Genomic DNA, 19,631 nt, shown 5'->3' on the forward strand with positions numbered 1-19,631 from the left:
CTGATGATCTGTTCGTCGGAAAAACGCTTCTTCATGGGGATGTCCTCATGTGGCTTATGAAGACATTACTAACATCGGGGTGTACTAATCAACGGGGAGCAGGTCACGATAACAACCACTTCTGGTTGGTCGCTATTGGTACGCCCATTGTTGTTTGGATTATAAGTTTCGGTTTTCGTATGTGGCTCTGGTCATTACAGGACAGTAAAGCGAATAGTTTTGACAGGCGCCGGGAACAATGGATCTTGCGTGAGACCCGCAGGGTACGCCGTGCGCTTCAGATATTGAATACGACATTTATAACTGCCCATCAGGAAGACGAACAGCGTTCTGTCGCTGTTGAGATGCTCAATAATCAAAGCATTATAATTTCTCAGTCCGACTGGGAAGGTGAAAAAAGCAAGAGGCTGAGCCGTATTACCACAGAACCTGAAGGTACTCCTGAATTGGTCGTCTCACGTCTGTTCTCTGAACTCATTGCTGATCTGCCAGTTGACCAGTTTCCGGAATACGCCTCGCTTGTTGTCATCCTCGATGTTTCGTCATCACTGCCATTACCTGCTGTCAGAGATATCTGGCAGGAAGCCTGGCATGAGAGTGGCATAACCTGTGCTGTTGAGTACATAGACAGTAATGGGCCGGGGGTAGTCAGCCACTGGCTGGATCACCGTATTAAAGATGAGGCGATGCTTTTGATTATCGGTCTCCAGATTGATCCGGTTGAATCAAACAATACTGCTGAAGCAGCCGTTGCGCTGCTTCTTGGCAACCGCCTGACACAGGAGGTACTCGAACCTCTCGCGTTGTTACACCGGCCAGATGCTTCTCCTTCAGGTGAACTGAGCGAGGGAATGAAAATGGCCGCCTGGAACGTCCCGCTCAAAGAAAATATCGTTAAAAATTTATGGCTTGCCGGGATGACGGGTGAGCAACGCGCAGAAGTGATCGCGTGCCAGAATGCGCATCCTGCGCAGTCTGTAGCGAACGACTCCGTTATTTCACTCGATAGATCCATGGGGCATGCCGGAGCCGCAGCCCCCTGGCTGGCCATCGCAGCCGCCACTGAAATCGCCCGACAGACACAGTCCCCACAGATGATTATCTGCGGTGATACGACACAGAATGTGCTGTGGAGCACACTCATTACCCCCATTGCTTCCCGACAGGAGATGGATCCGTGAAGCTACCTTTTGCTTTTGCACCGAAGTCTACGGAAGGCCGCTATCTTGCTGTCACATTGATTTTCTTTTTGTTGTTAGCCGCTATGACGTTCATGGTCTGGAAGCATCCGGATATTGCCGGGATTCAGTACGGTAGTCAGCAGCAAACTTACTGGCTTATCGCTGGCGGATGTATTTCAGGATGCACATTTATCATGCTGGTTGTGCACCTGTGGGCTACTCTCAGTGCCGGTAAAAAGGAGTTTGATGCGCTTGTCGCCAATGCCAGTGGTGATGATGAGAAAAAGAAACGGGAAAATGATAACGACCCTGTTCACCTTGCGGTGGTCATGTGTGACAGGATTCGGGCGCATCTCCGCTCCCGTATTAGTCTTTACTGGCGCAGCAAAACCCGTCTGCTGTTAATCACTGGCGATGAAGCGGCAATCGAACAACTGGTACCCGGCCTGCAACAGCAGCAGTGGCTTGAAGGTAACCGCACCGTGCTGATTTACGGCGGCAGCCTTGCATCGGAGCCCGACCGCGAAAAATACATCGCGCTGCGCAAGCTGCGACGCGGACGCCCGCTGGACGGGATTATCCGTGTACTACCGCAGTCGCTTAAGCTGACCCCGCAAATCAGCGACAACGATTTACGCGGGCTGGAAAAAATCAGCGAACTGCTGCGCTATTCCGCCCCGGTCTGGCTGTGGCAGTTGTGCGACAGCAACTGGTCGCAGGATACGCGTCCTGAGCAGGCGGTAGGCGCAAGCTTCCCGCTGCGTGCCAAAGCTGACGATATTACACGTCAGCTTGAGCGGATGCTGCCTGCATTGCGAACGCAGGGTGTGAGTCAGGTCACTGAGAACAACCGCCACGACTTCCTGCTGCGCCTGAGCCAGCATCTCCAGGACGGCGGTATCGTCCGCTGGGCTCAGCAACTGGTGCCATGGCTCTCTGTTTCTCAACAGCGCGTTCCGCTGCGGGGGCTGATGTTCAGCCTGCCGGAGAAGAAAACTGCCGGTACGTCAGCGAGCACAGCCGACGCTGAGCAGTATATTCCGGGGTCACAGCGTCATGCGCTGACCCTGCCGGCAACCTGGCAGGGTATCGTTGACGACTGCCCCCGCGTGCGTGGCCGCCGTGTCGGTATGGCGTGGGAGCAGACACTTGCCTGGACGCTGATGGCCTTTATCGGTGTCTGGGGGGCGGGAACGCTGCTGTCGTTCGCGGTTAACCGGTCACAGATAGTCTCTGTTGCGCAGCAGGCGCATGCCCTGGTGGAGCACCCTTCCGTATCGGATTACCAGCTGACGGCCCTGCATACTCTGCGCAATGATGCCGGCCGCCTGCAGCACAGTATCCAGGACGGAGCGCCCTGGTATCAGCGCTTCGGCCTCGACCATAATCAGCAGCTGCTTGATGCGATGCTGCCCTGGTACGGCGTGGCAAACAACCGCCTGATACGCGACCCGGCAAATGAGGCGCTTAAGCAGAAGCTCAGCGCGCTGGCAAATTCTGCCCCCAACAGTGACCAACGGGCACGACTGGCGAAACCGGGCTATGACCAGCTGAAAGCCTGGCTGATGATGGCTCGTCCGGATAAAGCCGACGGCGCATTCTACGCGCAGACCATGAAAACCGTGCAGCCGACGCGAATGGGTATCTCAGCAGGCCTGTGGCAAAGCCTGTCACCGGATTTGTGGGCTTTCTATATATCCGAACTGCCAGCGCAGCCACAGTGGAAAATCACGCCGGATGCGCAGCTGGTCAGCCAGGGCCGCCAGGTGCTGCTGCAGCAGATAGGACGGCGCAACGCGGAAAGCACGCTGTACGAGAACATGCTCAAATCCGTGCGCCGTAACTTTGCCGATGTGTCTCTGGAGGACATGACTGGCGGTACCGATGCCCGTCGCCTGTTTACTACCGATGAGGTGGTACCGGGAATGTTCACCCGTCAGGCCTGGGAGGGGGGGATTCAGCAGGCTATCGAAAAGGCCGCAAATTCCCGCCGCGATGAAATCGACTGGGTACTGAGCGACAGCCGAAAAGCCGTCTCCGCAGACCTGTCGCCGGAAGCACTGAAAGCGCGTCTGACACAACGCTACTTCACTGACTTTGCTGGCAGCTGGCTGAGCTTCCTCAACAGCCTGCAACTTAATCCGGCGAACAACATAGCGGATGTCACAGACCAGCTGACGCTGATGAGTGATGTCCGCCAGTCACCGCTGATCGCCTTGATGAATACCCTCGCCTGGCAGGGACAGACCGGACAGCAGCGCGAAGCTCTTTCGGACTCGATCATCAAATCGGCTAAAGATCTCGTAGGTGGAAAAGATAAGCCTGCGATTGATCAGTCTGCTTCTGGACCGCAGGGGCCGCTGGATGACACCTTTGGACCGTTGCTTCAGCTTCTGGGTAAAAACAAGGGCAGCAACGTCATGTCGGCTGATAACTCCCTGAGCCTGCAGACGTACCTGACCCGTATCACCCGCGTGCGTCTGCGCCTGCAACAGGTGGCCAGTGCCTCTGACCCGCAGGCGATGATGCAGACCCTGGCGCAGACCGTATTCCAGGGCAAAAGCGTGGACCTGACCGACACCCAGCAATACGGCAGTCTGATTTCGGCAAGTCTTGGCGAAGAGTGGAGTGGTTTTGGCAGCACGATGTTTGTGCAGCCTCTGACCCAGGCCTGGGAAACCGTGCTTCAGCCGTCGGCGGCGAGCCTCAATGACAAGTGGAGCCGCTCTGTAGTGGCGAACTGGCACACCGCATTTGACGGGCGTTTCCCGTTTGCCGCGAGTAAAAGTGATGCCTCCCTGCCGATGCTGGCTGAATTTGTGCGTAAGGACAGCGGACGTATTGAACGCTTCCTGACGACAGAGCTCGGTGGTGTTCTGCACAAGGAGGGCAGCCAGTGGGTGCCGGATAAAGTCAACAGCCAGGGGCTGAGTTTTAACCCGTCCTTCCTGCGGGCGATTAATCAGTTGAGTCAGTTGTCGGACATTTTGTTTACCGACGGCAGCCAGGGTATCAGCTTCGAACTGCAGGCGCGTCCGGTACCGCAGGTGGTGGAGACGCAACTGACTGTTGATGGACAAAAGCTGCACTACTTTAACCAGATGGCTGACTGGCAGTCCTTCCGCTGGCCGGGAGACACGTACAAGCCGGGAACCATGCTGACCTGGACCACGGTCAACGCGGGTGCGCGTCTGTTCGGGGATTACAGCGGAACCTGGGGCTTTATTCGCTGGCTGGACCAGGGCAAGTGTGCGCAGCTTGATCGCAGTCAGTGGATGATGAGTTTCACCGCGCCGGATGGCCGTACCCTGCAGTGGGTGCTGCGTTCACAGCTGGGCAGCGGGCCGCTGGCGTTACTGGCACTGCGCGGCTTCACGCTGCCGGATCAGATATTTAGTGTCGACAGCGCGGCCACGGCGCAGGCGCTGATGGACAGTACGGAAAGCAGTGATATGGACGGAACGGAATAATGGATATTTTGCAGAATCTGGTTGCCGCCTGTCAGGCGGATGAAACCCTGTTGCGACAGCAGGCGCAGACTCGTACGGAACGCTGGCAGCGCTGGCTTGCTCCGGTCAGCGTAACCTGTCCGGCGGGAGAAGACCCGGGATATGACGATGATTTCCAGCGCATTCGCGAGGAGGTCAATAAGCTTTCCGGCATCGATACCGGGCTAATTTGCACGCTTGCCGAAAAACTGATGACCACCACGGCAAAAGATATCCGGGTTGCGACTTATTACTGCTGGGCGTGCCTGCACCAGGATGGCGAAGCCGGCTTCGCCGAAGGGCTTGAACTGGTGGCAGGATTACTGCAGCGCTACGGCATGCAGCTTCACCCCCGGCGGGACCGCAGCCGCAAGGCCGCGCTGGAATGGCTCGGCAGTACCCGTGTACTGGACAGTTTGTCACTGTACCCGGAGGTCGTACGCGAGGATGCACAGCGTACCGCCGGGGCGCTACTGCTCATTGCTGACAGCCTGGAGACAGAGCCTGAAGCATCACGGGCGGAGCTGAATGCCCTGTACAGCGCTCTTGAGTCCCGTCTGATGAAAGGCGGGGGCGTGGATGCCCTGGTACCGCAGAACGCAAGCAATCAGACACGTAGTCAGCAGCCATCTCACACGACAGAACAGGACGCGCCAGTGCTGAGCCGCATCACCTCGGGTCAGGACTTACTGGCTCAGGCTCGCACCCTGACGGGGTACCTGCGTGAGCAACCCGGTGGCTGGCTTGCGGCGCACCGGCTGATGAAAAGCCTGCGTCATGACACGCTGAGCGCTATTCCGGCACCGGATGCTGACGGGAAAACGCGCATCGAGCCGCCGCGAGCTGACCAGCGGGCGATGCTCAAGCGCCTCTATCTGCAACAGAGCTGGCTGGAAATACTGGAGCAGGCGGACAATACCTTCTCGCGCGGTGCCAATCACCTCTGGCTGGATTTGCAGTGGTATACCCATCAGGCCCTGATGAAGTCGGGGCAGGATGTGCTGGCCGACATCATCACAGCCGACCTGAAAGGGCTGCTGCGCCGTCTTACCGGGCTTGAAACTCTGGCCTTTAACGACGGGACACCGTTCGCCGATGAGACTGGATAAACCAGAGCGTGCTGGACGATATGTCCGGCTGGCGGGATGAACCTGTCAGCGCTATCAGTACGGGTGATAACGATATTCTGGCGCTTGAACCTGAAGCACTGGAGAAAGCAGACAGCGAAGGACTGGATGCCACACTCCACTGGCTGCAGACACGCCCGGGTACCGACACCAAAGACAGATGGTTGCTGCGTCTGCTGATGGCCCGTGTGGCAGAGCAGAAAGGTAAAAATGAACTGGCCCTGCATTTACTGGGTGAGCTCGACAATGCCGCACAGTCCATCACCCTCGCGCAGTGGACGCCGGCGCTGTTGTTTGAAGTGAAATCACGCCGCTTCCGACTGCTGCGCATAAAAGCCACACGCAGTGAAGCCGATAAGTCACGGCTTCAGCCGGAGATGGACCAGCTTCTGGCTGGTCTGATTGCGCTTGACCCGGCATGCAGTGCGGTGCTTTGCGGGTAACCAGGACTGAATTCAGCAAATAAGGAAAAACATATGCCAGCAAAAGGTTTTTGTCTGGTTCAGGGTGACAAAACGACCTGCGGCGGAAGAATTATCACGGGCGCAGAAGATCACACACTGTTTGGTAAACCTGTTGCCAGGGAGCAGGACGGCGTGACCTGTGGTAAATTTGTAGGGCTTTACAAGGTAGCCGGTGGCATTGATAACGATACCATTCACGGCAGGCGAATGGCCGGAACACTCGACAGCTACAGTTCCTGTCCGTGTAAGGCGAAGTTTATTCCGTCGATGATGGATGATACGTACGAGAAGAGTAGCGGAGCATCTACAGCAGAATCAGCAGCAGGTTTTGTGGCGCCGGGGCAAACTTCCCCGGAATTGCCCTCTTATCTCACTGGTGAACAAAAGCCAACGGGATTTGTATCTGATTACCCTGTGTTAAAAAACACACATGATTTACCTGATGAAAAGTTAAGAATGATGTTTAAGCAAAATAACCAAGACATCATGTTATTAACTTTACCCGAAGTGTTTGATATATTGTCATCCTGGGGGGCGTGGAAATACGGCTGGATTGCGATAACTGAAAGCACACCAGGTCAAATAATTGTTAACTATGGTACAAATATAAAGGATGTCGTCACGACATCCATGTTGGTGGGGCAGTTAGGTAGTTTTGGGATAAAGGCCACGGTATATGTGAATCATAAAGGCACAGAATTGATTAAAATTAGTGGCTACCCTGGAGTTAGGAAAATATTAAATGCGCCAGTTTTTTCCGCAAAGAACCCTAAGGTTGTAGATATAGGCATAGGCAAGTATGGTCTGAAGAAATCGATCATAGAAGGTGCAAGATTAACCTTTTATGTGGCTGCAGCATATCGCACTATCGATTACATAATGAATGATGAAACTTCCTTCGCTGAATTTATTGGTAGTCTGGCAACAGATGCAGTTAAAATTGGTATAGCATCTGCTGTCGTTTGGGGGGGGGACTGGTTCTGGTAACTCCATGGATCGTTGCAAAGTTAGCAATAGTTGTTGTCGTTGGCGGTGTTGCTGCCATTACCTTAAATGTTCTTGATGAAAAATTTGGTGCGACTGACAAGGTTGTAGCCTATATAGAGTCAGCACAACAAGAATTTGCAAACAAAGCCAGAGAGGCTGAACAGGGATTACTGGATCTTGGGGCGATGTTTGCTGAACAAATGCTAATTAGAGGAAAGGATGTGATTATTGAGGAGGTTCGCAATTATATTCGTGATAATCTGACGAGTATTCAACAGAGATTGTACTGATGTTTGAAGAAAAAATTCGTCCTTTTCTTGCTATAGTAATAATTCTTGGCTTATGTGTGCTGAGTATTTATCTTGGGAATAGTATATTTCAGTCATACTTCTCTTTCGAAGATAGCATTGTGTTCTCATGGTTAAGCATTGCATTAATTGCCTTGCCTGTTGTGATGATTTTCCCACTTACTTATTTTATTCTGATGATTTTTAAGGGGAGGGGCTTTGCTTTAAAAATAATGGATAATTATGTTTCTTATTTGAAGTGGAGTTGCATTGCTATCTTAATATTAGGGGTGTTATTTTCCTGTTTGTACCCTAAAGAATTGCTCAGCAAGGGATATGTCCGTTGTAATGGTATTCCATCAGGCTGGATGGCAGGAACCGCAACCCGCTACGTTAAAGATCCGTCTATCTGCCTCATAAATTGAAAAAATTTAAAACCATCTTATTATATTGCGCAGCTGGATTTTTCACCGTTTATAAATTAGCAGTTAATCAAGGAAAAATAAACATGGATTACTTTGTGCTGTGTTAATACAATGCAAAATCATAATGGATTATTAATGAGATATTCATTTAAACGAGGGGAGTGAAACAATTGAGCCATTGAAAAGTGTTATATGTATTGATAATATATACATGTGATTAAGGAATTAAAGATTGTGTGCGATTACTTTGAGCTATCAAAAGCATAGCGCTATTATACAGGCAGGCTCGAAAGGATTGAGAGTAACTTTGAAAGTGAAAATATTCCTGATTTATATTTTATTCTTTTTTGATTGTTAGTTCTGGTTGCTCACATTATTCATATATCACCTGTCGTTAACACTCCTGGTAACTGCTGTTCGTATATGTAGATGCGAATCTCTATGGCGTGGCATATTGATGATGTGACAGGTTGTTGAATCTGAAATAAAAGAAATACATTAAAGGATATATTGGTGTTCTGGTTCCTTAGGTAATTGACTTATGAGTGCGAAACGCAGGGTTTTTGGAAGCCTTGTTATTTGTTTTTTCATTTTTTGCTCTTTGTGGTTTGCAAATGATGCATTTAGTGAATTATTTGGATTTGTAAGTAACATTGTATTTTCACCAACTATTTTCGCTTTGCTCATGGTCCTGGTAATTCTTCTCTTCCAATATATATACTGGTTTTTGGCTATGCGACACGGAGAGAAACAGGCTATTATTAAATGTAAAAAAACAAACAGGATATTTATTGGGCTGGCAGGCGTTTTTATCGTAAGTGTTGTCATATTTTCCTGTGCGTATACTTCGACTCTTGAGAGTAAAGGCTATGTGAAATGCGCCGGTCACCCTGATGGATGGATGCCGGGAATAGCCACCGAATACGTACTACCACCATCAGTATGTGGAGAACATGGGTTCGTCAGAAAAGGTTCGAGCGGTTATGCTCCCACAATATCCAGTCAGTCCCGGGGAGTTGAGAATGAATAAACGTCTGTTGCTTATTTGTGCACCCGTAGCTTTATTTTTACTGGTCAGTACAGCAGTTCTTTCCCTTTCATTTATAGATGTCAAATACACGTATGAACCTGCGTTAACTGGAACACGCCTGGATTATTTGGTTGACGAAACCTATTACATGGCTTGGTTATTCTTTTGTACGTCAAATATTGCATTCTTTGCTATTTATATCGTATCTTTACTGGTTTTTAAACGATTAAGTAAAAAATGTTAGTCGGTAATATCTCATTTCATTAAGTTGTAAGCTGTCATGGCTTCGCTTTATTCCTGAACACAGTAAGACACTCTATCATATTGGTTATCTATGGACGATTTAACCCTGCGTTATTACGACGCCGAAATGCGCTACCTGCTGGAAGCGGGCGAAGAATTTGCCCGTGCTCACCCTGAACAGGCAGCGATGCTCAATCTTGATAAAGCGGGCGCGCGCGACCCGTACGTGGAACGTCTGTTTGAAGGCTTTGCCTTCCTCATGGGGCGTCTTCGCGAGAAGCTTGATGACGATCTGCCTGAACTGACCGAAGGGCTGGTCAGCCTGCTGTGGCCGCATTACCTGCGCACCATTCCCTCGATGTCGGTGGTGGAGTTCACCCCCGACTGGCGTGAGATGAAAGAACCGATGCGTATTGACAAAGGCTTCGAAGTAAACTCGCGACCGATCGGAGAAAAAGGCACACGTTGTCGCTACACCACAACTCAAGAGATAACCCTACAGCCACTGGCACTGGAGCATGCCCGCCTGTCGACTGATCCGGACGGGCGTTCGGTCATCAGCCTGCGCTTCAGCTGCAGCCATCTGGCTGACTGGAGTTGTGTCGATCTCAGCCAGATCCCGTTCTATTTCAATGCTGACGCACCACTGGCCTGCGCCATGCATGAAGCCTTTACCATGAACACTGCGCGCCTCTGGCTGCGGATGCCGGGTGACACGGACAGAAGACCGCTGGACGGGTATTTCACCGCACTGGGGTTTGGTGAAGATGACAGACTGTGGCCGAAGGGGGACAGCAGTTTCAGCGGTTACCAGTTGCTGCTGGAGTATTTCACCTTTCGCGAGAAATTCATGTTCACGGGGCTGCGCGGACTGGAGAGCGTGGCCTTTCCGGCTGAACTCCCCTGGTTTGAAATCGATGTGGTGCTGGCAGAACGCTGGGAGCACGATTTCAGCTTTACCGAAAAGCATCTGCGCCTGAACTGCGTGCCGGTGATTAACCTGTTTCCGCTGGAATCTGACCCACTGACGCTCAACTCCTTACAAACCGAATACATGCTGCGCCCGATGCGTGTGCAGGATGGCCATACCGAGATATACACCGTGGATTCGGTGATGTCATCGAGCCAGCATACCTACGTGCCGTTTTCGAGCTTCCGTCACAAAGGCGGAATGATGCGTCATGAAGCACCGGAATATTACTACCACACCCGCGTGCGCCGGGGGCCATCCGGGTTGCATAACACCTGGCTCATCCTCGGCGGTGAAGCGTTTGATAACCATACGGTGCCGGAAGATGAGAGCCTGTCGCTGACGCTCACCGGTACCAACGGCCAGCTGCCACGGCGTGCGCTGCAGAGCACTGTACTTGATACGGTGATGAAAACGACCTCGGCCAATATTGCCGTGCGCAACCTATGTGCGCCAACGCTGCCCTGTTATCCACCGGCGCAGGACCGTTTTCACTGGCGCGTGCTAAGTCACCTTGGCAGCGGGTTTCTGTCGATGATGGATAACGCCGATGTGCTGCGCGGGACCCTGGCGCTGTATGAATGGACCGACAGCGAGATGAACCGCCGCCGCCTGGAAGCCATCCTCGACGTGAAACACAGTGAAACCGCGCGCTTTGAGCAGGGCTATCTGGTTCGTGGCGTGCAGATTGAGGTGACGCTGGACAGCCACGGCTTTGCCGGGCGCGGCGACATCTGCCTGTTTGGCGAGATGCTGAGCCGTTTCTTCGCGCTGTATACCGACATTTATCTGTTTAACCGCCTGATTATCATTCTGCAACCGACAGGAGAGCGCCTGGAATGGGAAGAGAAGCACAATCGCCGCATTCCCGGCTGACCCTGCGGCTGGAAGCCGATCTGCACCGCATGAATTTTTATCGTTTCTGTCAGTTGCTGGAGAAACGTCATCCGGGCAGGCCACTGATGGGTTCAACCAGTCATCCCGCAGATGACCCGGTACGCTTTGCACCGCATCCGGGGATGGGGTTCCCGGCCGGTGAACTGAAGTGTGTCGAATATGACGAAGACGATGACAACACGCCTCCGGTTATTCGAGCGACCTTCATGGGAATGTACGGTGTCGATTCCCCCTTGCCGACGGCGTATCTTGATGACATCACTCAGCGCCGTGAAGGACATGATGCGCTGCAGGGGTTTCTGGATATCTTCAGCCACCGCATCCTGACGCAGTTTTACCGCATATGGCGTAAGTACTCTTACCCGGCCACCTTTGAGCCCGGCGGGACCGACAGCATTTCGCAGTCGCTGCTGGGCCTGGTGGGGCTGGGTATTCCCGGCACCGCGAACCACATTGCCACACCGGTATCCCGTTTTCTGGCTCTGCTGGGTGTACTTCAGCAACCGGGGAAAACCCAGGAGGGGATACAGGCCCTGGTGAGCCTGCTGGCACCGGATACCACCGTGACGGTCAGCCCGTACTGCCTGCGTCCGGTGGAGGTCAGTCAGCCACTGGGTTTTTACGGTGATGACGATTTTCTACTGGATGGCAACACGCCACTTGGAGATGAAGCGATGGATGCCAGCAGCCAGCTGCTGATCACGCTGTCCACCGATAACGAACAGGAATCACAGGGATGGAAACCGGACGGTCTGCTGTATCAGGACTTCCTGGTGATGCTGCGTGTCTACCTTGGCTGGCGTTTTAAGGCAAAAATCACCCTGACAACCCTGACCCGCCTGCTGGCCGTGCCACCGCTCGGTGAAGGATCTTTCTGGCTCGGCATGAACGGCGTACTGGGGGCGGAGGAGGGAGCGTTTGCAGATGATATCCCGCAAACCTTTACGACGGAACTGGGCTATTACACCGGCCTGCAACCTGCAACACCACAACAAGGAAACCGACGTGTTACGTACAAGTTTGATTAAACCCGCGTGCTGGCTGCCTGCACTGCTGGCGTTCAGCCTCACGGGCTGTGGGATGACGCAGAGTATCACCGATGGCACTAAATCGGCATTTAACGCTGTGTTTTATAAAAAAATTAAGGTACTGCATCTGGATTTCACCGCCCGTGAAGCGTTGAACACCGATTCCCGCGAAAGTAACTCGCTGTCTGAGCCGGTGGTAGTCCGCGTATATCAACTGAAAGACCGCAAGATCTTCGACAAAACGGTCTATCAGCAGCTGCTGAAGGACGGGGAGACCATTCTTAAAGCGGACCTTCTGACCAGCCGTGACGTGGTGGTGAAGCCGGGCGGAGATGTGAGCCTTGATATGCCGATGGAAGAAGAAGCACATTTTGTCGCGGTGGTCGGGCTGTTCCGCCATCCGGATATGGTTAACAACACCTGGAAACAGGTGCTCAGACGTGAAGATCTCGATCCGGATAAACCGCGCATTCTTGAAGCCGGGAATAACCATCTGACATTACAACCGCGAAAGGATGACTGATGCCACAGGGACATAACACGCCATCGCTGTATGAAATGCTGACTGGTAATTTTTCCGGTGGTCTGAGCCTGCACCAGGTCAGTGAGCAGAACCAGGTGATTTTATCCGTACTTGATAACATGCAGCGCGTGCTCAACTGCCGCGCCGGTACGCTGGCGCACCTGCCGGACTATGGTCTGCCGGATATGACCAAAATTCTGCAGGGGATGCCGGGTACGACCCATGAACTGATGGGGATCTTATCGTCTGTATTGCTTAAGTACGAGCCCCGGCTTAAGAGAATCGATGTGGTGTTGCTTGAGCAGGCTATTCCCGGCGAACTGCGCTACGCCATCGACGCGGAGCTGAAGGGCATCGGTCTGGTCCGTTACGGTACGGAATTTATGCCGGAGGGCAGGGTGTTAATCCGCCACCTGAAACAGCAGCAGTATCTTGATACCCGTGCCGCACTCTGATTTTTATTCAGGCTTAAACCATCATGACGACACAATCCGAACGCCACCTCAAAACCGGCGGCGACCCGCGTACGCTTGCGGATTACGCCGCCCTGCGTGACGAAATGAACAAACTGACCCATCCGGCGCGACCGGACATCAACTGGCCGCAGGCGGAAAAGCTCTGTCTGTCGCTTTTTGAGCACAACGGGGTGGAACTGCAGACCGCGGCCTGGTATACGCTCGTCCGAACGCATCTGGCCGGTCTGTACGGCATGAACGAAGGACTGGCAATACTGGACGCACTCCTGTCCCGCCAGTGGGGCAATATCTGGCCGCAGCCTGTGCATGCGCGTATGGAAATTCTCAGCGCGCTCAGCAGGCGGTTACAACAGACGATGCGCACCCTCACGCTGACCTGTACCGACCTCAGTCAGTTGTACCAGACAGAAGAGCACCTGAACGCACTGGGCGACGTATTGCAGCGTCTTGAACTGAGGCATGCCAGCCAGCTCGATGCTCTGCGTACCCAGGTCCATAACGCGGCGGTACGGCTGGAAAACAGCGAGGACGGGCAGGAGGCGGGCGGTGCTGTTCTCCCGGCCAGCTTTACGACCCCGGCAGAACACGTCAGGAGGGGCTATGTTGCGCAGCCGGAGCCGCTGCCGGACAGGCAGGTGATGACCGCGCCGCCTCCGGTGAAGCCCTGGAAGCCATTTGCCGCCGGAATGGCGACCATGCTGGTGATTGCCAGCTCGGTGGCATGGGGATGGCAGACGATGCATACACCAGACCCGGCTCAAACACAGCTCGATGCCACTCTGGCGCCTTTACCTGACGAATTATCCAAAGCGCAGTTGCAGGCGCTGCGACAAGCGTCACCATCACCCGTGGCAGGGCTTAGCAAGACGCAAAATCGGCTCGCACAGCTTAGGGAACTGAAACCTGACTGGGCATGGCGCTACGGCGATAGCCTGGTGCAGCAGGCGCTGATCCTTTGGCCGCAAGAGGCGAAACCGCTGGCGCAACAGTGGCAGCAGCAGGTTAACGTTGCTGCACTTCCGCAGCCATATCTGACTGGCTGGCATCAGGGAATGACCGAATTACAACAACTGGCGAACCGGCTTAACGCACTTGATGAACAGCGGGGTAAATACATGACGGTCAGCGAGCTGAAATCAGCGGTGTTTATCATGTTGCAGGCATTTAACAGTGCCGTGCCTGCAGAGGAACAACTGCGACAGCTGGCAGATCTTCCTGAAAACCAGCCGTGGCCTGCCGCGCAGCAGAGTCAGACAGAACAGCATCTGCAGCAGTTGATTGCCCGTTATGCCCTGATGAAACAAAAAACGGCGGAATAGCTACAAAGGGTTCCCTCGTTTAAGAAGGCGAGGGAGCATCCGGGAAGATAAAAATGGCCGGTCAGCGCAGGGGGCGCAGATCCTGGTTTAACCGTGTGAAAATGAACAGAGGCAACAACGTGTCAGCCAGAGAACGTTTCTTTAAAAAAGTGCAACAGAGTAGCAAGAATATAACGTCAGGTAACACCTCAGTTGAGGCTGAAATCGTTGAATTCTGCGAGCGGTTAGAGGGGCTGGCGCAGCAAATCATTGAGTGGTTTGCGGGCACTAGCATTGAAGTCACGTTATCACGTCAGTATCTTCACGATCTGAGCACATTAGGTTATAGCCTGAGTAGCGGGATTTGCCGCTATGAGATAGCGACTATCCTTCTGCAGAATGGCGAGCGTAGTGTCAGTATCGTGCCAGAGCAGCTCTTCCGTGCAGGAGAAACGGGTTGTGTAAGAATGCGTGTTGAAGCTCCGGACTTTCGTGAGGTGTTTTATCTGAGCATGGCGCCGGAAGCGGGCTGGTTTATCCGGCGCGAGTTTCAGAGCATTAAAGAACGCGCTCTTTTGACGGAAGAACGCTTTTTTGTTGCGGTCGATCGTCTGGCTTGAAGAGCGTATGTAAAGAGCAGGTTGCCGTGCAGGCCTATTCCAACAACTTCGCAAATTTCGCCAGCCACTGCGGATGCGCAGGCCAGGCCGGCGCGGTGACCAGGTTACCGTCAACGTGAGCCTGATCGATACCGATATCGGCGTACTCGCCGCCGCTGAGTCGCACTTCAGGCGCACAGGCCGGGTAGGCGCTACAGGTTCGTCCTTTTAAGATCCCGGCGGCGGCCAGCAGCTGTGGGCCATGGCACACGGCCGCAATCGGTTTGTGCGCGGCATCAAATGTCTGCACCAGCTTCAGTACGTCATCATTTAACCGCAGGTATTCAGGCGCTCTGCCGCCAGGGATCAGCAGGGCGTCATAGTCCTGCTCGTTAACGGCGGAAAAATCGGCATTGAGGATAAAACGGTGCCCCGGTTTTTCGCTATACGTCTGAGCACCGTCGAAATCATGGATAGCGGTCATGACATAGTCACCCTTCGCTTTATCCGGGCAGACGGCGTCAACCTGATGACCAATCATCTGTAAGGCCTGAAAAGGGACCATGGTTTCGTAATCTTCGGCGTAATCGCCCACCAGCATCAGGATCTTCTTGCTCATCATTTTCTCACTTTTATGGATAACGACGTTTTAGATATAGCCTGGTGTAGCGCAAATGTCGGAAATAAAAAAGCCCGTCAGAGCACGGGCAAAATAAGCAAGTGATTTAGCAATTCGTTACCAACATAATGGAGGATAACGGCGCATATCTTACGCGCCTGTTGAGTTGGCCGATACCTGATAATTTCGGTAGGTGAAACAACGGATTAAACGTGCGTTACAGCGCGTCGAAAGTGGGGTAAATGCTGTTTTCAATATATTCCGCTACTAACCAGATCTCGCCACTGAAGATAAACCAGAATCCGAAAATAATAAGCATTAAAATAATTATGGTGAGGATTATTTCTGTTCTTCCCATTGCAGACGATACCCACCCATAGTCTTTTTCATCAAGATGGGCATTGTAGCGGGGCTTTATCCGATACACCAGTTTCATGCCGCCAGGACTTTATTACGGCCATCATTCTTGGCGCGATAAAGCGCGTCATCTACCCGTTTGAAGAGGTCGTCGATACTCTCATCCTGGTTGTGCCGCGCCACGCCAATGCTGACCGTAAATCGCGGCAGGCCGGGGATCGAGATGCGGGCAACCGCTGCCCGGATCGTTTCGGCGATTTGCATTGCAGTATCAAGAGAGGTACGTGGCAGCAGAATGACAAACTCCTCGCCTCCCCAGCGGAACACGAAATCCTCTTTTCGGCTACAGGCCTCCAGGGTACGTGAAAGTGCGATGAGCACTTCATCCCCCTTCAGATGACCAAAAACGTCGTTGATATTCTTAAAGTGATCGGTATCCACCAGCAGTAAACTGAATTGCTGCTGTAGAGGCAGGTGCGTGAGATTCATTTGCTCAGCGATAATATAGAACTGTCGCCGGTTGAGCAGGCCCGTCATGGCATCCTGTAACGCGGCATGTTCCAGCTCAAGCTCCAGCCTTTTTTGCTCGGTGATGTCATGGATAATGCACAACATCAGTTTATCCCCGTAGATCTCAATTGGTCCGGCATAGGTCTGAACATGGCGGGTTGATCCATCGGCAAGGCGGTGCACAAAGTTGAGTGGCTTATGCCCACCCGGCAGAGCGGCGATTTCGCTCATCACTGGGATCACATCGCGCCCCAGAGTGTTGATCTCCCAGGTATGCTTGCTGCACATCTCCTCGTGCGAGTAGCCATAAAAATTAAGCGCGGCGAGATTGGCATCAACAATTTGGCCGTCGCGAGCAGGGTCGATCAGCAACATCGGGGCGCTGTTTGTCAGAAAAAAGCGAGCATAGAATCCTTGCTTTTTTCGCTGGTAAGTAGCGGAGCGGCTCGCTTTAAGCCCGGTCGGTGCCGGATGTGAAATCCCTTCAAAAACGATAATGTCGCCGTACGGCGCATGGTGGGTCAGCGAAAGACGACAGCTCAACGCGGTTTCATGCCCGTCGCGCCAGACTGTCCAGATCTCGATAATCTCCTGGTCCGTTTTCAGCTCAGGGATATACATCGACAGCACGTCTTGCGCATTGGCTGAGAAAGCGCCTTTTCGCAGATCATCCACCGTTTTATCCCCCATCACCTGGACCGCGGCCGTATTCGCAAAAATAATATGGCCGGAAACGGGGGAGATCAGCCACACGGGGGTTTTAATGACATTCAGCACATCAAAATAATTTTGCGACATAAGGAATTCCTGTACATCGGCACAATATGCCTGACGATCACGACGGAATCGACTCGCGTGGACTCCTCTGAACCGTACTCCAGTTAACCCTGTGTAGCATGATTTTTTTGTGAAACAAAAGCGGATTCCGAATGAATTTTACCAATTGGTATAATCTGTTTCTGTGAATTAATCTGCAGCAGTAGCCACGGGATCTGTTCGGCAGGCAAAGGTCTGGCGAACAGAAAACCCTGCAAATAATCACACCCGAGCTCTGTTAACACCGCTCGTTGCTCTTCTGTTTCGATCCCTTCGGCAACAACATACATCTCCATGGTCCGGGCAATATTAATAATGGTCTCCACCAGCTTGCGGCTTTTCTCATTTTCCAGCATTGACGTCACAAAGCTTTTGTCGATTTTGAGCTCTTTTGCCGGAAGCACGCTGAGCATAAGCAGATTAGAATAACCGGTGCCAAAATCATCAATAGAGACGGTGATCCCGGCCTGGTTGAATGCACTCAGTAATTCGATACTGCGGTCGAGATTTTTAAGGGCAGTGCTCTCCGTGACCTCAAGGATGAGCCGGGAAGGAGAAAGACTATATTTCTGCAACAGAGACGATACGGTCTGAAAGATATCCGGCTGTTCAAACTGAACAGGGGATAAGTTAAAAGACAATGTCCAGTGGGCAAAACCTTGTTCAGTCCAGAAATGCAGCTGACGGCATGCGGCCTCAATCGCCCAGTTACCCACGGGTATAATTAATCCCGTCTGTTCAAGCGAAGGTAAAAACAGATTCGGCAGTAGCACGCCTTGTTCGGGATGTCGCCAGCGAAGAAGCGCCTCAAAGCCGTGGATAGTTCTCTCTTCAGCGTGCCAGGTGGGTTGATACCACAGCTCAAACTGATCGCGCTCAAGCGCCTGCGTGAGTTCCTGCAAAAAACCGGGGTTAGCCGGGATCGCCGTCGACATCTCTGTCCTGTAGACCGCCCAGTCGTTTTGGCCTTGCTTTTTAACGTACTGCATTGCCGCGTCTGCTTTTAGCTTTAACTCATGCAGCGTTTCGCCATCCTGCGGATAACGACTGACGCCTGCGCTGAGCGTTGTACTCAGCGTATGCCCGCATACGGAAAGCGGGCGGCGCACATCGTCGAGCAGCGTTGAGAGGAGGGACTGGAGTTTGTCGTCATCACATTCTGGAACCAGCAGAATAAAAGCATCGCCCCCCAATCTTGCCAGGGTCATCTCACGGGTAAGCCTCGCCGTGATGCGCTGCGCAATGGTGATTAACAACTCATCCCCGACGTGATGTCCCCAGGTGTCATTAACCTGTTTAAAGTGATCAACGTCGAGGAAGATCACGGCAAATTGTTTATTGCTAAGCAACGCGCTGCGCAGGCAATCCTGCATGCGCAGATCCATCTGGTGGCGATTAGCAAGGCCGGTAAGGGCATCAAACCGTGCCTGTAGTTCAAGCTGTCGATTGAGCGCCTGAAGGTTGTCTGTGAGCCGGTTGGTACGCCAGTGGGAATCAATGAGTGAGATAATCAACATCATGCCGAGCAGGCACAGCGTGGTGACCGACACCCCTATCGATAATCCCAGTTCGCTGATACCGCCGGGTAGGGTATGAGCCATATCACTGAACTTAGCGGCCCGCATGCCGGTGTAGTGCATGGCACAGATGGCAGCGCCCAGAACTAAAGCGGCGAGAATGCGATTGATAAAGATCCCTTTTCGCTGATGCCGCAGGTGAAAGGCCAACCAGAGCGCGGCACCGGAGGCCATTACGGCAATTAATATGGATAAACCGATGATCGGGTGATCCCAGATGATGGGGCTGTCCAGCATCAGTGCGGCCATACCGATATAGTGCATTGATACCACGCCTGCGCTCAGAATTAAGGTAGAGAGAAGCAGTCTGAAGGGAGAAAGGCGAGTGCCCGTGACGGCAATATTCATTGCCAGCATAGACGCCACCACCGCGACGCCCATTGAGGCGAGGGTTAACCAGAGGTTGTAGCTCATGATCATGGGCATTTTCATCGCTAACATACCAATGAAATGCATCGACCAGATCCCGACGCCCAGCGTAAGCCCTCCGGCAAAACGCCAGAACAGAGCGGCCTTCCCGCTGGAAAGCGGGATTTTCCCGGCATTCTCCAGGGACACAAACGAGGCGATAAAGGCCACAAGATAAGAGATGGCTATTAACACTGGGTCCCACGATACATTGAGCATTATGCAATCCCACGCCAAAGGGGTTACTGATTTCGCCAACCGGGACAGATCTTTATCTGGTGCGTGCAGGCGAGTTCAAACAATATTAGTTATAGGGTACGT

At 52.8% G+C, this 19,631-nt stretch carries 17 protein-coding genes and 1 pseudogene; 13 read left to right on the top strand and 5 right to left on the bottom strand.

Features of this window, described 5'->3' with window-relative positions; translation table 11 throughout:
- Positions 1-56 precede the first annotated feature (56 nt).
- The 6 genes and pseudogenes from ACOTX3_RS11860 to ACOTX3_RS11885 all read left to right on the top strand — a co-directional run bounded on the left by ACOTX3_RS11860 (position 57) and on the right by ACOTX3_RS11885 (position 7,959).
- Positions 57-1,181, top strand: coding sequence for a hypothetical protein (locus ACOTX3_RS11860; RefSeq protein ID WP_250116795.1), 1,125 nt, complete (start codon positions 57-59; stop codon positions 1,179-1,181).
- Positions 1,178-4,651 (top strand): ImcF-related family protein, encoded by a 3,474-nt coding sequence (locus ACOTX3_RS11865; RefSeq protein WP_058679504.1) that lies wholly within the window; start codon positions 1,178-1,180, stop codon positions 4,649-4,651. The genes ACOTX3_RS11860 and ACOTX3_RS11865 overlap by 4 nt, the downstream gene beginning before the upstream one ends.
- Positions 4,651-6,239 (top strand): annotated as a pseudogene (gene tssA / locus ACOTX3_RS11870) (type VI secretion system protein TssA). The gene ACOTX3_RS11865 and the pseudogene tssA overlap by 1 nt, the downstream one beginning before the upstream one ends.
- 33 nt (positions 6,240-6,272) lie before the next feature.
- Positions 6,273-7,247 carry a PAAR domain-containing protein gene (locus ACOTX3_RS11875; protein ID WP_309486300.1) on the top strand — a complete coding sequence of 325 codons (975 nt, stop codon included), beginning with the start codon at positions 6,273-6,275 and terminating at the stop codon, positions 7,245-7,247.
- Positions 7,223-7,537 carry a hypothetical protein gene (locus tag ACOTX3_RS11880; RefSeq protein ID WP_058679475.1) on the top strand — a complete coding sequence of 105 codons (315 nt, stop codon included), beginning with the start codon at positions 7,223-7,225 and terminating at the stop codon, positions 7,535-7,537. Before ACOTX3_RS11875 ends, ACOTX3_RS11880 begins: the two co-directional genes overlap by 25 nt.
- Positions 7,537-7,959 (top strand): DUF1240 domain-containing protein, encoded by a 423-nt coding sequence (locus ACOTX3_RS11885; RefSeq protein ID WP_058679474.1) that lies wholly within the window; start codon positions 7,537-7,539, stop codon positions 7,957-7,959. Before ACOTX3_RS11880 ends, ACOTX3_RS11885 begins: the two co-directional genes overlap by 1 nt.
- Positions 7,960-8,457: 498 nt before the next feature.
- Here the strand turns inward: ACOTX3_RS11885 and ACOTX3_RS11890 are convergent, their stop codons facing one another.
- Positions 8,458-8,646, bottom strand: coding sequence for a hypothetical protein (locus tag ACOTX3_RS11890; protein ID WP_127869326.1), 189 nt, complete (start codon positions 8,644-8,646; stop codon positions 8,458-8,460).
- A gap of 335 nt (positions 8,647-8,981) precedes the next feature.
- On the opposite strand from ACOTX3_RS11890, the gene ACOTX3_RS11895 reads away from it, so the two are divergent.
- The 7 genes from ACOTX3_RS11895 to ACOTX3_RS11925 all read left to right on the top strand — a co-directional run bounded on the left by ACOTX3_RS11895 (position 8,982) and on the right by ACOTX3_RS11925 (position 15,044).
- On the top strand, positions 8,982-9,233 hold the full coding sequence (locus ACOTX3_RS11895; RefSeq protein WP_127869327.1) for a hypothetical protein: 252 nt from the start codon (positions 8,982-8,984) through the stop codon (positions 9,231-9,233).
- Positions 9,234-9,323: 90 nt separating this feature from the next.
- Positions 9,324-11,078: a type VI secretion system baseplate subunit TssF gene (gene tssF, locus ACOTX3_RS11900; protein ID WP_058679472.1), complete on the top strand. Its 1,755-nt coding sequence runs from the start codon at positions 9,324-9,326 to the stop codon at positions 11,076-11,078.
- Entirely contained in the window at positions 11,042-12,127 is a 1,086-nt protein-coding gene (tssG, locus tag ACOTX3_RS11905) for a type VI secretion system baseplate subunit TssG (protein WP_058679471.1), read from the top strand. Before tssF ends, tssG begins: the two co-directional genes overlap by 37 nt.
- Positions 12,105-12,650: a type VI secretion system lipoprotein TssJ gene (tssJ, locus tag ACOTX3_RS11910; protein ID WP_058679470.1), complete on the top strand. Its 546-nt coding sequence runs from the start codon at positions 12,105-12,107 to the stop codon at positions 12,648-12,650. The genes tssG and tssJ overlap by 23 nt, the downstream gene beginning before the upstream one ends.
- The gene (gene tssE / locus ACOTX3_RS11915; RefSeq protein ID WP_038419559.1) at positions 12,650-13,105 is read left to right on the top strand and encodes a type VI secretion system baseplate subunit TssE; all 456 of its coding nucleotides are present in this window, start codon (positions 12,650-12,652) and stop codon (positions 13,103-13,105) included. The genes tssJ and tssE overlap by 1 nt, the downstream gene beginning before the upstream one ends.
- Before the next feature lie 23 nt (positions 13,106-13,128).
- Entirely contained in the window at positions 13,129-14,445 is a 1,317-nt protein-coding gene (locus ACOTX3_RS11920) for a VasL domain-containing protein (RefSeq protein WP_058679469.1), read from the top strand.
- 119 nt (positions 14,446-14,564) lie between these two features.
- Positions 14,565-15,044 carry a hypothetical protein gene (locus ACOTX3_RS11925; RefSeq protein ID WP_058679478.1) on the top strand — a complete coding sequence of 160 codons (480 nt, stop codon included), beginning with the start codon at positions 14,565-14,567 and terminating at the stop codon, positions 15,042-15,044.
- A 34-nt stretch (positions 15,045-15,078) separates the two neighbouring features.
- Here the strand turns inward: ACOTX3_RS11925 and ACOTX3_RS11930 are convergent, their stop codons facing one another.
- From ACOTX3_RS11930 to ACOTX3_RS11945, 4 genes are all read right to left on the bottom strand, one after another.
- Entirely contained in the window at positions 15,079-15,642 is a 564-nt protein-coding gene (locus ACOTX3_RS11930; protein ID WP_065187070.1) for a DJ-1/PfpI family protein, read from the bottom strand.
- Positions 15,643-15,859: 217 nt separating this feature from the next.
- Positions 15,860-16,078: an Ecr family regulatory small membrane protein gene (locus tag ACOTX3_RS11935; RefSeq protein WP_020689199.1), complete on the bottom strand. Its 219-nt coding sequence runs from the start codon at positions 16,076-16,078 to the stop codon at positions 15,860-15,862.
- Positions 16,075-17,307, bottom strand: a complete 1,233-nt coding sequence (locus ACOTX3_RS11940) for a sensor domain-containing diguanylate cyclase (protein WP_058679467.1) — start codon at positions 17,305-17,307, stop codon at positions 16,075-16,077. Before ACOTX3_RS11940 ends, ACOTX3_RS11935 begins: the two co-directional genes overlap by 4 nt.
- An 83-nt stretch (positions 17,308-17,390) precedes the next feature.
- Positions 17,391-19,529, bottom strand: coding sequence for a putative bifunctional diguanylate cyclase/phosphodiesterase (locus ACOTX3_RS11945; protein ID WP_127869035.1), 2,139 nt, complete (start codon positions 19,527-19,529; stop codon positions 17,391-17,393).
- Positions 19,530-19,631 lie beyond the last annotated feature (102 nt).

This window comes from Enterobacter cloacae complex sp. IR5384 (genome assembly GCF_049237265.1).
Classification (GTDB): domain Bacteria; phylum Pseudomonadota; class Gammaproteobacteria; order Enterobacterales; family Enterobacteriaceae; genus Enterobacter; species Enterobacter cloacae.

What these genes read in the sequence shown, in the direction of transcription:
- ACOTX3_RS11930 (WP_065187070.1), bottom strand. Translation starts at nt 15,642, where the DNA reads ATGAGCAAGAAGATCCTGATGCTGGTGGGCGATTACGCCGAAGATTAC.
- ACOTX3_RS11875 (WP_309486300.1), top strand. Translation starts at nt 6,273, where the DNA reads ATGCCAGCAAAAGGTTTTTGTCTGGTTCAGGGTGACAAAACGACCTGC.
- ACOTX3_RS11895 (WP_127869327.1), top strand. Translation starts at nt 8,982, where the DNA reads ATGAATAAACGTCTGTTGCTTATTTGTGCACCCGTAGCTTTATTTTTA.
- ACOTX3_RS11890 (WP_127869326.1), bottom strand. Translation starts at nt 8,646, where the DNA reads ATGAGCAAAGCGAAAATAGTTGGTGAAAATACAATGTTACTTACAAAT.
- ACOTX3_RS11935 (WP_020689199.1), bottom strand. Translation starts at nt 16,078, where the DNA reads ATGAAACTGGTGTATCGGATAAAGCCCCGCTACAATGCCCATCTTGAT.
- ACOTX3_RS11945 (WP_127869035.1), bottom strand. Translation starts at nt 19,529, where the DNA reads ATGCTCAATGTATCGTGGGACCCAGTGTTAATAGCCATCTCTTATCTT.
- ACOTX3_RS11940 (WP_058679467.1), bottom strand. Translation starts at nt 17,307, where the DNA reads ATGTCGCAAAATTATTTTGATGTGCTGAATGTCATTAAAACCCCCGTG.
- ACOTX3_RS11920 (WP_058679469.1), top strand. Translation starts at nt 13,129, where the DNA reads ATGACGACACAATCCGAACGCCACCTCAAAACCGGCGGCGACCCGCGT.
- ACOTX3_RS11860 (WP_250116795.1), top strand. Translation starts at nt 57, where the DNA reads ATGAAGACATTACTAACATCGGGGTGTACTAATCAACGGGGAGCAGGT.
- ACOTX3_RS11885 (WP_058679474.1), top strand. Translation starts at nt 7,537, where the DNA reads ATGTTTGAAGAAAAAATTCGTCCTTTTCTTGCTATAGTAATAATTCTT.
- tssF (WP_058679472.1), top strand. Translation starts at nt 9,324, where the DNA reads ATGGACGATTTAACCCTGCGTTATTACGACGCCGAAATGCGCTACCTG.
- tssE (WP_038419559.1), top strand. Translation starts at nt 12,650, where the DNA reads ATGCCACAGGGACATAACACGCCATCGCTGTATGAAATGCTGACTGGT.
- tssG (WP_058679471.1), top strand. Translation starts at nt 11,042, where the DNA reads ATGGGAAGAGAAGCACAATCGCCGCATTCCCGGCTGACCCTGCGGCTG.